General features: G+C 63.2%; 13 protein-coding genes. 10 read left to right on the forward strand and 3 right to left on the reverse strand.

Translation table 11 applies throughout. From position 1 onward, the window contains the following. The first annotated feature begins 125 nt into the window (after nucleotides 1–125). The 7 genes from C5O79_RS34250 to C5O79_RS34280 all read left to right on the forward strand — a co-directional run bounded on the left by C5O79_RS34250 (nucleotide 126) and on the right by C5O79_RS34280 (nucleotide 5963). Entirely contained in the window at nucleotides 126–1019 is an 894-nt protein-coding gene (locus C5O79_RS34250; protein WP_236862351.1) for a LysR family transcriptional regulator, read from the forward strand. Nucleotides 1020–1116: 97 nt separating this feature from the next. Continuing rightward, complete coding sequence (locus C5O79_RS34255; protein WP_122474640.1) at nucleotides 1117–1854, forward strand: response regulator; 738 nt, start codon at nucleotides 1117–1119, stop codon at nucleotides 1852–1854. 1 nt (nucleotide 1855) lies between these two features. Further along, entirely contained in the window at nucleotides 1856–2941 is a 1086-nt protein-coding gene (locus tag C5O79_RS34260; RefSeq protein ID WP_047852031.1) for an ATP-binding protein, read from the forward strand. A gap of 374 nt (nucleotides 2942–3315) precedes the next feature. After that, on the forward strand, nucleotides 3316–3669 hold the full coding sequence (locus tag C5O79_RS34265; protein ID WP_163009000.1) for a hypothetical protein: 354 nt from the start codon (nucleotides 3316–3318) through the stop codon (nucleotides 3667–3669). A 385-nt stretch (nucleotides 3670–4054) separates the two neighbouring features. Further along, complete coding sequence (locus C5O79_RS34270; protein ID WP_122474638.1) at nucleotides 4055–4576, forward strand: PAAR domain-containing protein; 522 nt, start codon at nucleotides 4055–4057, stop codon at nucleotides 4574–4576. A 2-nt stretch (nucleotides 4577–4578) separates the two neighbouring features. Beyond that, the gene (locus tag C5O79_RS34275; protein WP_131932150.1) at nucleotides 4579–5340 is read left to right on the forward strand and encodes a hypothetical protein; all 762 of its coding nucleotides are present in this window, start codon (nucleotides 4579–4581) and stop codon (nucleotides 5338–5340) included. Beyond that, a complete protein-coding gene (locus C5O79_RS34280; protein ID WP_131932152.1) occupies nucleotides 5340–5963 on the forward strand; it encodes a hypothetical protein in 624 nt (207 codons plus the stop codon). The genes C5O79_RS34275 and C5O79_RS34280 overlap by 1 nt, the downstream gene beginning before the upstream one ends. A gap of 332 nt (nucleotides 5964–6295) precedes the next feature. Here the strand turns inward: C5O79_RS34280 and C5O79_RS34285 are convergent, their stop codons facing one another. Next, the gene (locus C5O79_RS34285) at nucleotides 6296–6982 is read right to left on the reverse strand and encodes a hypothetical protein (protein ID WP_122474637.1); all 687 of its coding nucleotides are present in this window, start codon (nucleotides 6980–6982) and stop codon (nucleotides 6296–6298) included. A 202-nt stretch (nucleotides 6983–7184) separates the two neighbouring features. On the opposite strand from C5O79_RS34285, the gene C5O79_RS34290 reads away from it, so the two are divergent. Next, nucleotides 7185–8462 (forward strand): MFS transporter, encoded by a 1278-nt coding sequence (locus tag C5O79_RS34290; RefSeq protein WP_122474636.1) that lies wholly within the window; start codon nucleotides 7185–7187, stop codon nucleotides 8460–8462. A gap of 27 nt (nucleotides 8463–8489) precedes the next feature. Here the strand turns inward: C5O79_RS34290 and C5O79_RS38310 are convergent, their stop codons facing one another. Next, nucleotides 8490–8897: a hypothetical protein gene (locus C5O79_RS38310; protein ID WP_165935658.1), complete on the reverse strand. Its 408-nt coding sequence runs from the start codon at nucleotides 8895–8897 to the stop codon at nucleotides 8490–8492. Further along, a complete protein-coding gene (locus C5O79_RS34300) occupies nucleotides 8878–9828 on the reverse strand; it encodes a LysR family transcriptional regulator (protein WP_122474634.1) in 951 nt (316 codons plus the stop codon). Before C5O79_RS34300 ends, C5O79_RS38310 begins: the two co-directional genes overlap by 20 nt. Before the next feature lie 115 nt (nucleotides 9829–9943). Between C5O79_RS34300 and C5O79_RS34305 the strand changes: the two genes are divergently transcribed. Next, nucleotides 9944–10996 (forward strand): 4-hydroxythreonine-4-phosphate dehydrogenase PdxA, encoded by a 1053-nt coding sequence (locus C5O79_RS34305; RefSeq protein ID WP_122474633.1) that lies wholly within the window; start codon nucleotides 9944–9946, stop codon nucleotides 10994–10996. A gap of 67 nt (nucleotides 10997–11063) precedes the next feature. After that, nucleotides 11064–12236 (forward strand): L-rhamnonate dehydratase, encoded by a 1173-nt coding sequence (locus C5O79_RS34310; protein ID WP_071333443.1) that lies wholly within the window; start codon nucleotides 11064–11066, stop codon nucleotides 12234–12236. Nucleotides 12237–12240: the final 4 nt, after the last annotated feature.

Raw genomic sequence — 12240 nt, forward strand, 5'->3', positions numbered from 1 at the left:
GTTCGTCGATGCGCGGCCGATTCGCGGATCATCCTCGAATCGCGGCATCGCAATGGGTGTGAAGACAGTCTAGGGACGGTGCCGCGCGCGGGCACGCAGTGAATTGCCGAACGAGGAATGCAAAAATGCATCAGTCAGCACAATCGATGAACTGGGACGACGCACGCGTGTTCCTCGCGATTCATCGCGAACGCACGTTGCGCCGCGCGGCGCAAACGCTCGGAGTCGACCAGGCGACGGTCGGGCGCCGGCTCGCGCAACTCGAGCACATGCTCGGCGCGACGCTGTTCCTGCGCTCGTCGAAGGGCTACCTGACCACGCCGGTCGGCGAGCTTGCGCTGCGCGCGGCCGAGGCAATGGAGCAGCATGCGCACGAGCTCGTCCGGCTGACGCAGGGTGTCGACCGGCGCCTCGCCGGCGAGGTCAAGATCACGACGACCGATGCGCTCGCGATCGAATTCGTGATGCCGTCGATCGCGCGATTGCATGCGAAGCATCCCGACGTATGTGTTTCGCTGAACACCTCCACTCAACTCCTGAACCTGGCGAAGCGGGAGGCCGACATCGCAGTGCGCACCGTGCGGCCCGACAACCCCGATCTCGTCGCGCGCCGCCTCGCCTGCTGGGACATGGGCCTGTTCGCTTCGCACGACTATCTGCAACGACACGGCGAGCCCATGCGCGGCAGCGCGTTCGCGGGGCACGACCTGATCGTCTACCAGCCGTATGTCGACGCGAGCCGGAAGCCGGCGATCGCCGGCGAGCCGATCGATGCAGGTCGCATTGTCGGGCGAATGAATTCGAGCCTGATGATGCGCGCCGCGCTGCGCTCGGGCCTCGGCATCGGCGAAGTGCCTGTGCATATGGGCGAACGCGACGGCCTCGCCCGCATCTGGCCCGCGCAGACGCGGGAAGCGCCATACGAAGTCTGGCTCGTCACGCATCGCGACCTGCGCCACACCGCACGCATCCGCGCGACGATCGACGAGATCGTGTCCGTGTTCGACGCGCATCGATGAGCGCGCCGCCGCGCACCGCCGCCCGACCTCTGCTCGACGGCGTTTCCCATGCGGTAGTATGGCGACTCGATGGAAACCCCGATGGACTCTCACACGTATGGCCCAGCCTGATCTCACGCCCCCTTCCAGCGCCGGCCAGGACGCCCAGGCGCTTGTCCTCATCGCCGAAGACGAACCCGAGATCGCCGAGATCCTGACCGCCTATCTCGCGCGCGGCGGCCTGCGCACAGTGCACGCGGCCGACGGCCGCCGCGCGCTGGAACTGCACCTGCAGCTCAAGCCCGACCTCGTGCTGCTCGACGTCCAGATGCCGCACGTCGACGGCTGGAAGGTGCTCGCCGAAATCCGTCATCGCGGCGACACGCCCGTGATCATGCTGACCGCGCTCGACCAGGACATCGACAAGCTCACGGGCCTGCGCATCGGCGCCGACGATTACGTGGTGAAGCCGTTCAATCCCGCCGAAGTCGTCGCGCGCGCGCAGGCAGTGCTGCGCCGTTCGATGGCCGGCTCCCGCCAGGAAGAGCAGCGCGTGCTGCGGGTCGCGCCGTTCGAGATCGACCTCGAACACCACGAAGCCACGCTCGAAGTGGGCGGCGAACGGCACACGCTCGTGCTGACGCTCACCGAGTTCAAGCTGCTCGCGCAGCTCGCGCGCGCACCGCGGCGCGTGTTCAGCCGCGCCGAGCTGATGGCCACCTGCCTGCCGGAAGGCGACGCGCTGGAGCGCACGGTGGACAGCCACGTCAGCAAGCTGCGCAAGAAGCTGGACGACCTCGGCGTGCAGGGCGTGCCCGTCAGCGTGCGCGGCGTCGGCTACAAGCTCTGGAGTTGACGTGAAGCTCGATGGCCTGAGCCGGCAGATCGCGCTGACGATGGCCGGGATGGTATTCGGCGTGACGCTGCTGATGGTGCTCACCGCCACCATCTTCTACTACGTCGCGTTCAACTACTGGCCCGCGCATTTCAACACGAAGAACTTGCTGCCGACCGCGCCGGAATGGCTGTGGCTGATCGCGACCACGTCGGTCGGCCTCGTGCTGTCGGTCGCGGTCGCCGTCAATCTCGCGCGCCGCATCCTCGTGCCGCTCAATTCGGTCACGGACAGCATTCGCCGCGTCGCGCGCGGCGATCTCGACGCGCGTGCCGTGGCAGGCGATCGCTCGCTGCATGAAGCCGCGCTGCTCGCCGACCACTTCAACGCGCTCGCCGACGAGCTCCAGCGCGTGACCAACGAACAGGCGATCTGGAACGCCGCGATCGCGCACGAGCTGCGCACGCCCGTCACGGTGCTGCGCGGGCGCCTGCAGGGGCTTGCCGAAGGCGTGTTCAAGCCCGACGAAGCGCAGTTCCGCAGCCTGCTCACGCAGGTCGAAGGGCTGACACGGCTGATCGAGGATCTGCGCGTGGTCAGCCTCGCGGATGGCGGCCATCTGAGCATCGAGATCCGCGACGCCGACCTTGCCGCCGACGTGCGCGCCGTGGTCGACGTGTTCGCGCATGCGCTGCAGGCCGCCGGCCAGCATCCGGTGCTCGATCTCGACCCGCGGCGCATGCGCTGCGACCCGGTGCGCATCCGACAGGCGCTGCTCGCGCTGCTGGAAAACGCACGGCGCCATGCGGTGCCCGGCACGATCCGGATCCAGACGCGCATCGAAGCAGGCATGTGCCGGCTGCGCGTCGAAGACGACGGCCCCGGCATCCCGGCCGATTTCGCGCCGCACGTGTTCAAGGCCTTCCGTCGCGTCGACGAGTCGCAGCCCGGCGGCAGCGGCCTCGGGCTCGCCGTCGTCGCGGCGATCGCCCATGCGCACCACGGCGAAGCCGTCTGCGTGCCGACCGGCGCGGGCGGCACGCGGTTCGAAGTGCAGTGGCCCGACAATCTCGTGCCGGCGCCGGACAACGCGCGCTTTCCGGCCTAGCAAATGACCTGACGTCCACCGGGTTCCATCAAGGAACACACAAACCCTTGAAACCCGCATGAATACCAAGCCTCTTCCCATCAAGCTCTACTGAAGCGCACCGAAGGCCGTCGGGTTTTATGTCCTAGTAACGATTGTGGCCTGAGCCATTCTCTACTTGGACATACGAAGGAAGAAGGGAGCACTCGCCGACACCGCCCTGAAGGCACTCGCCCAGGGACAAGACCGATACCGTCAGCGATGATCGCAGCCTGTGTCTGGAGGTATCTCCAACAGGCGGCATGGTCTAGCTCTACCGCTACAGACTGACCGGCAAATACTAAGAGCTCACGCGGGGCAAGTCCCCAGCGCTTACCCTCAAGCACACTAGGCTCATGCGCGATGGCACATCGCAAATGGCAACAGCTGGCGACTCGCCCGCTCAGAAGAAACAGCGCGCCAAGGTGCATGGTCTGCTCAAACGCATACCCGACTACGCAGTGACATGCAGGCTGATCTCGGCCAACCCGGTGATGGCATTACCGATGCGCCACTTCTACAAGGCCGTCTCGCGTGAACGTGCATTGCCCGCCGATGAAATCAAGCAGTGCCTCCAAGTCGTCCACCGGTCCGACGTGCGCCGTCAGTTCACGATCCGTTTGCCGCTCAGCATCAGCGGCCGCAGTGAAGGTCCGCCTACGGCCGGCACCGTCCAACCCATCAGCGCTTCATGCGCGCCCCCTGCGTAACGCTGCCGTGCTCATGCATCTTGAGCAAGCCGGCTAACTGGAACGCCAGGTCGGGGACTCGCCGCTGCACGGTCGTGGTGTCGACTCGGAGCGCTCACACCCGCCCTTGGTTCAACTCAACGTGGGCCAATGAGGAAAACTGACGTTCGGATGCAATCGAACGTCGGCGTACTCATGTCGAAAGCAATATCCATAAATTAACGAACAAAAAACAATCTTCGTACTAAAAACAGGCGTATCCGATATTTTTTCATACGCATCCCATATTCAAGCGCTCATCAAATATGACAGCCTATATCCGCAATATCCGCCAAAAACGACTTTCACTCAGAAGTCGAGCGCGCGTCTGCGGCGGAGATTTTTATTAAGAATTGGAGGCTTCTCGATGAACATGCGCACAAACATAAACGGAAAATCTCAAATCGTAGTTGGAGATCTTACGACCCATGGAGGAGTCGTCATCTCCGGAAGTCCTTTCCATACTTGGAATGACATCCCCATAGTGCGAGTTGGTGACATTGTTACATGCCCAAAATGTTCACCCCATATTTTCGAGGTCGCCCAAGGGGTGGCAAGCTTCACCGATAATGAACTACCAGTGGCTACAGAAGACCACTTAACAACCTGCGGTGCGAAGCTCATTGCGCGCGCTGCTCCTGCCAGCCTCGTAATTGCCCACACCGCCTTTGCAAGCGGTTCGGGCTACGACGAACAATTCATCTTGCACGATCTGGACGGCAATCCAATTCCGGATACGCCATATAAAATCACTACAGCAGATGGTGAGGTTATTCGCGGGATCACCGATATCAACGGACGCACTGACCGCGTGATTTCTACGGAGGCATTAGGACTTTCTATCGAACCCGATATGGATCACGTACTCACCAGCCATAGCGAGGACTAACGATGGCAAATCCAGCCTGGAGAGACGACGCCTCCACAAATACTGCTCCGCAAAGTGCCAGAAGAATCAGCGCCGACGTAATTCGATATATCAACAAAGTTGATTCCGACAGCGGTTGGTTACTTGTCGGGAGCGATGGCCTTCCACGTTCTCGGTGGCAATCACTTTTCAAGTATTGCAAAGTTATGCTCATCGGAAGCAAGAGCGGCCGGACTTACTTCAAAGTGCTTGAGGGAGAATCGAAAGGAAAAATATCATTCTTGTCTGATGACAACGCGAATGAGTATCTTGGGAAAATAGCTCCCAAGCAGCAGCCTGTCGAGTTGGTTGCTACCTATGGACACTTTGACCCAGGATGGTTCTCAAAGTCTCGAAATCAGCAGCTGCAACAGCAATTAGCGCGCGGAGTTCTCGGCAGCATTCATTTTGAAGTCGCAATGAACACCAGCTGGAACGGCGAATTCCATCCCATTCCTCCAGGGACATACTCAATTTTGTTGCCTGACTTTCCTCACAAAAAGGACTACACCAATCAGTACAAGGCAGAATACTCAAGGTTATCCCACCATCAAGTGTGGTTCCCAATTTCGTATGGCAACAATAGTCGATATGTTCACGTGGGTAATGTGTCTGAAGGTTGCGCGACTGTCTTGAGTTTAAGTAGTTGGTCTTCAATTCACGAAATACTCGTTAGTCACCGTAGCGCGGACGGCAACGGAGTGGGTACACTGATTGTCAAAGGAAAACCCGAAAGGAATCGGTAATGATCAAAAGAATAGTGCACTTTGCTTGCTCACTTTTACTTTCCTCAGCGCCCTTCCACGTCCATGCTTTCGAGGCAGATTTAAATGGGGACGTTGTTATTGATTGGAGGGATTTTCGAAATACAGTAAAAAACTACAAGAGGAAAATCAATTTGACGGCCAATAATGAACAAGCGACCAAGGCAGAGGAGAGGGGAAGGAAATACTTCCTCGAAGGTCGTTACGAACACGCCTACTCTCTTGGCTATCAGGATGCTATAGAGTACATTCCAAGACCGGAGTATTTTTTTATAGTCGGCGACATAATACTAAGAACTACACTGTCACTCCATAGCGACTCTCCACATGCGCCGCCTGGGTATAAGGCGTGCTGGGACAAATATCAGTTCGCGATGGATGTAAGTAGAGATTTGGAGCCGTCATTTCAAATGGGATTTGGATTGGTGGATGAGTTGAATCTATCGAAAACCAAGAACTCAAAAATATACAAACAAGCCATGACCAACGCATCTTGCTTTGCTCGATTGACGAGTAAATATTTAGAGCAGATGGGGCCGCAGTGCGTACCTATTGAGGAAGTAAAAGCATGCCTTGGAACTCCGCTCCTGTTTCTTTATCACTAAAGTGATCGCCGAAGCTTAGTGGGCAGGCAGCTTCACTCGTATTGCTTTTCACGGCCCCGGCACCGCCCCACATACGCCGCCGTAATCTACGTCCTTTCGTGTCCAAGTTCGCGGCTGATGACCTGCCGCCCTTGGGTATCCACGGATCACGCTTCCCCGTGGTATCAGGCATCCCCATTGTTATCCATGATCGTCCACGAAGCGCCGGGACATGAATGTAGGTCCAGGTTTATGTGCACGCGTCTAAAGCGACTTCGGGAAATCGCTTTAAATGCAATAGAGTAGGCGGCTTTCTCTTGCTTCTGCATCAAGACGCCACTCGCCTTCAACCGTCACGCGCCCGGTTCGCGCCCGACCTGTTCGAGCGGCGGGTTGAACCCGAGCACCGTGTACTCCCGCACGGACACTGTTCCTTTCCCTGCCGCGCCCTGCACGGCGACCGCGCGCACCGCGCCGGCGCGGTCGAATTTCAGGCGGGTGCCGACGGTCGCGTTGCGCAGCGCCTCCAGTTCCTCGATCCGCGCGATCGCCAGCTTGCGCACCGCGCCGGACACGTACACCGGCAGGAACACCAGCGCGATGAAGATCGACACCGCGTCCTTCGACGCAGTGTCCAGCACCGGCTGACCCGACATCACGAGCGACAGCGAGGTCGCCGCGACGAAGATCGCGAGCACGGTCGCGCCCACGCCGAGCGACGAGAATCGCTCGGACGCCTTCTTCATGCGTGCCTTGACGAGCGCGCGCGTGGTCGCGGCGGGCACCAGCCACTCGCGCTGCGCGCCGTGGTACCCGGCAAAGCCGAGGAACAGCGTCGCGACGGCGCTGATGCCGATGCCGGTGTACAACGCGTCGAACAGCACGCAGACGAATTCGAGCACGAACACGATCACCGGCGGCCACAGCAGCAGACGGAACGAATAGCCGTCGCGGCCATGCCCGCGGATCCACCATTTCACCGGCGGCAGCTCCCAGAAGCGGCTCTCGCGGCGGAGTGAAAGTTCTTCGTCGTCGGTCAATTCTTCACCTGTGGTGTTCCATTGCGTCGGGTACGACCGATGCTGATGATGCCGCTGATGCCGCTGAAACGGGAATGAACACCTGGGGTTATCGATTGATCCCAAAGATTCATTGGACAGTGTCTCCGCCGCCGCGCGATGCTGGCCCGGCCAGTGAACGCGGCGTCATTGCCACGCCGCGCACGAGAATGGAGTGAGACACATGCCTAACGACCACCGTCAACGGCGCCACACGCTGTGGCTGCTGTGCGCGCTTTCGTTCATCCTCTACGTCGACCGCGTCAACCTCGCGACCGCGGCCGGCGCGATCAAGGCCGAGCTCGGCCTGTCGAACACCGAACTTGGCGTCGCATTCTCCGCGTTCGCGTATTCGTACGCAATCTGCCAGATCGGCGGCGGCTGGATCGCCGACCGGTTCGGCGCCCGCATCACGCTGATCGGCTGCGGGCTGATCTGGGTCGTGTCGACCTTCGCCACCGGCTTCGTGCACAGCCTCGGGCTGCTGTTCGCCGCGCGCCTGCTGCTCGGCATCGGCGAAGGCGCGACGCTGCCCGCCCAGGCCCGCGCGATCACCCACTGGTTCCCGCGCGAGCGGCGCGGCGTCGTGCAGGGCTTCACGCATTCGTTCTCGCGGCTCGGCAACGCGGTCACGCCGCCGATCGTCGCCGCGTTGATGACCTGGCTGTCGTGGCGCGCGGCGTTCTTCGTGATCGGCGCGGTCACGCTGGCGTGGCTCGCATGGTGGATCGTCGGCTTCCGCGAACATCCGCTCGGTGACGAAGCCGGCCGCGGCCGTACGCGCGCTGCCCGCCCCGCGCCGCCTGCCGGCCCGACGCCGTGGGGGCCGCTGTTCCGCCGGATGGCGCCGACCATCTTCGTCTACTTCTGCTACGGCTGGACCGCGTGGCTGTTCTTCACGTGGCTGCCGACGTTCTTCCTGAACGGCCAGGGCCTGAACCTGAAGTCGACCGCGCTGTTCGCGTCCGGCGTGTTCTTCGCGGGCGTGGTGGGCGACACGCTCGGCGGCTGGCTGTGCGACCGCATCTACCGGAAAACCGGCAACCTCGCGCTGTCGCGGCAGAGCGTGATCGTCACGAGCTTCGTCGGTGCGCTCGCGTGCCTGCTGCCGCTCGCGGTCGTGCATTCGACGGCCGGCGTCGCGCTGTGCCTGTCGGGCTCGTTCCTGTGCCTCGAACTGACGATCGGGCCGATCTGGGCCGTGCCGAGCGACATCGCGCCGACCCACGCCGGCATCGCCAGCGGGATGATGAACGCCGGCTCCGCGATCTCGGGGATCCTGTCACCGATCCTGTTCGGCTATCTCGTCGATCGCACGGGGAGCTGGACCGTGCCGTTCATCGGCTCGGTCGCGATGCTGCTGATCGGCATCGTCGCCGCACTGCGGATTCGGCCGGATCGCACGCTGTCGGAATCGATGGCGGCGCTCGTTGACGCGCCTGCGGCGCCGTCGGCGCGCTGAGGCCGTTCGCCACGGGTTCGCCTGACTTTATCCGTCTCGCAGGCGGCACGATTGCGCTTCGATGCGGTCCGCGATGGTGGTGCGTGACCGACTCGGCTTGCTCGGCTTGCTCGGCTTGCTCGGCTTGCTCGGCTTGCTCGGCTTGCTCGGCTTGCTCGGTTGGCTCGGTTGGCTTGCCTGTTCCGGCTGTTCCGGCTCGCTCGGGCGTTCCTGCTGCTCCTGCTGCTCCTGCTGCTCCTGCTGCTCCTGCTGGTTCGGCTGGTTCGGCTGGTTCGGTCTGCTCGGCTGTTTTGGCTGTTTTGGCTGATTTGGCCGGCTTGGCCGATTCGGCTTGCTCGGCAGATTCGGCCACCGTGGCTGGTTCGGCCAGCGCGGCCGGCGCGGCTGGCTCGGCCGCCTCGGCTGACAAACCGCGTCATCGAGCGCCGTCATCATCCCCGGCTCCTTCTCGGTGAAACAGCGCAAGAAACTGCTGCGCGGGGATGCTCAGCGGCCGGTCGCGCCGCACGAGGCTGCCGTACGACGGCAGCTTCTGTTCGAGCGTGTAATCGATGATCGCGACGAGCCCGTGCTCCGCGTTGCGCTGCGCCACCGTCAGCGGAATCACGCCGAGCATCGGCGAACGGTCGACGAGGTTCATCGTGGTCAGGATCGACCCGGTTTCGACCAGCCCGCGCGGCATCGGCTGGTGCCGCGCGTTGAACTCGCGCTCGACGACCTCGCGCGCCGGGCTGCCGGCCGGCTGCAGGATCCACGTGTAATCGAGCAGCGCGTCGAATTCGACCGGCCCCGCGCCCGCGAGTGGATGGTCACGGCCCGCGATGATCGCGAGCGCCTCGTCGTCCACCACGCGGAAGTCGCAATCGGTCCCGACGTGACGCCCGATCACCACTTCCAGCACGCCGTCAAGAAGCTGCGGCATCAGCCGGTCGCTCGTATCCACCGCGATGTCGATCGCCAGCAGCGGATAACGCGCCTTCAACTGCACCAGCGCCTCGGTAAGCCGCCCCGGCGACGCCGCCATGATGCTGCCGATCGCCAACCGCCCCGCGCTGCCGAGCTGCAACTCGCCGAGCTCGCGGTTCAGCGCCTCGACACTGCCGCGGATCCCGCGGAAATAGCCGAGCACGCGCTCGCCGGCCGGATTCAGCACGAGCCCGCGCCCGACGCGATCGAACAGCCGCTGCCCGAGCGCGCTCTCCAGCTCGGCCAGCATCTTCGTCGCGGCCGGCTGCGTGAGGCCCATCTGGTCGGCTGCCGCGCGCAGCGTCGAGCATTCGTGCACGGCCAGCAGCAGCGCGATCTGCCGCATGCGCAGCCGGTTCAGCAACTGCGGCGTCGAGTCTCGTCGGTCGATCGAGCCCATCTTTGATTACTCCAGGTTATCGATTCATCAAGAGTTTTCAATTTACCGACTCATTCCGTCTACCTAGCATGAACCCGATAGACAAACGGCCACGCGCCGCCACCGGAGACACCCCATGAACACCCCCTCGCCCGCCGCCCTGCCCGTCGTCGCGCTGACGCTCGGCGACCCCGCCGGCATCGGCGCCGAGCTGATCGCGAAACTGCTCGCCCGCCCCGACGCAACTTCCCGCGCGAACCTCGTGCTGATCGGCGATCGCTGGCTGTGGGAGGCCGGCCAGCGCGTCGCGGGCGTGACGGTCGACGTCGAACCCGTCGCGTCGCTCGCCGCCGCGCGCGGCCGGCCGTCGACCGAACGTCCCGCGTTCGTCGCCCTCGACACGATCGACCCGGCCGACGTCACGGTCGGGCAGCCCGGCGCGGCCGGCGGCCGCTCGACGCTGACCGTGCTCGACCTGTGCCTCGACGCCGCACTGGCGGGCGACATCGACGCGATCTGCTTCGCACCGCTGAACAAGTACGCGATGAAGCTCGGCGGGCTGAAGCACGAGGACGAGCTGCACCACTTCGCCGAGGCGCTCGGCGTGACCGGCTACTTCTGCGAATTCAACACGCTCGGCGAACTGTGGACCGCGCGCATCTCGTCGCACATTCCGCTGAAGGATGCGCCGGGTTACCTGAGCATCGAGCGGATCGAACAGGCATCCGAACTGATCTACCGGTCGCTGCTCGCGAACGGTGTCGCCGCGCCGAAGGTGGCGATCGCCGCGTTCAACCCGCACGGCGGCGACGGCGGCAGCTGCGGCCGCGAGGAAGTCGACATCATCGAGCCGGCCGTGCGCCGGCTGCAGTCGCGCGACTGGCCGACCGATGCGCCGTTCCACGGCCCGTTCCCCGCCGACACGATCTTCCTGAAGGCGCAGGCCGGCGACTACCAGGCAATCGTCACGATGTACCACGACCAGGGGCAGATCGCGATCAAGCTGCTCGGCTTCTCGCGCGGCGTGACCGTGCAGGGCGGGCTGCCCGTGCCGATCACGACGCCCGCGCACGGCACCGCGTACGACATCGCGGGCCGCGGCTCGGCCGACGTCGGCGCCACCTGGCAGGCGCTGCAGATCGCGTGCCGGATGGGCGCCGCGCGCCGTACGCAGCCCGTTTCCGCCTGACCCGACGGCCCCGTCGGCCGCCCGCTTCTCAACACGACAACATCACACAGAACCCCGGAGACACCCGATGAAGATCCGTTCCGTCCGCGCCCGCGTATTCCAGTGGAAAGGCAAGACCGTCCCGCCCCAGGGCAACTTCTGCTCGAACGCGATGGACCTGCTGTACGCGCCGCAGGAAACGATGAGCACGTTCCGCTTCCATTCGTGGACGGTCGTCGAAGTCGAGACCGACGACGGCATCGTCGGCCTCGGCAACGTCGCGCTCGCGCCGCATGTCGCGAAGGTGATCATCGACCAGTACCTCGCGCCGCTCGTGATCGGCCAGGACCCGTGGGACTACGAATACCTGAACCAGCGGATGTATCGCGCGACTCACGCGTGGGGCCGCAAGGGCATCGGCATGGCGGCGATCTCGGCGGTCGACATCGCGATCTGGGACATCCTCGGCAAGAGCGTCGGCAAGCCCGTATTCAAGCTGCTCGGCGGCCGCACCAAGGAAAAGATTCCCTGCTACTACTCGAAGCTCTACCGTACCGACCTGAAGGAGATGCAGGACGAGGCGCAGCGCTACCTGAAGGAAGGCTTCCGCGCGTTCAAGATGCGCTTCGGCTACGGGCCCGCGCACGGACAGCAGGGCGTGGTGGAGAACCTGAAGTCGGTCGCGGCGATCCGCGAGGTGATCGGCTACGACAACGACCTGATGCTCGAGTGCTACATGGGCTGGAACCTCGAATACGCGAAGCGCATCCTGCCGAAGCTCGAGAAATACCAGCCGCGCTGGCTGGAAGAACCGGTGATCGCCGACGACATCGACGGCTACGCGGAGCTGAACCAGCTCACGCGCATCCCGATCTCCGGCGGCGAGCACGAATTCTCGCTGTACGGCTTCAAGCAGCTGCTGGATCGCAAGGCCGTGTCGGTCGTCCAGTACGACACGAACCGCGTCGGCGGGATCACGATGGCGCACAAGATCAACGCGCTGTGCGAGGCGTACAGCGTGCCGGTGATTCCGCATGCGGGCCAGATGCACAACTATCACCTGACCATGAGCACGCTCGCGTCGCCGATGAGCGAGTACTTCCCGATGTTCGACGTGGAAGTCGGCAACGAGCTGTTCTATTACATCTTCGACGGCGAGCCGGTGGCCGAGAACGGCTTCGTGCAACTGCGCGACGACGTGCCGGGTCTCGGCCTCACGCTGAAGACCGAATTCCTCGACCAGTTCGACATCGTCGAGTGAGGGC

The organism is Burkholderia sp. SRS-25 (assembly GCF_004343765.1).
GTDB classification, from domain to species: Bacteria; Pseudomonadota; Gammaproteobacteria; order Burkholderiales; family Burkholderiaceae; genus Burkholderia; species Burkholderia contaminans.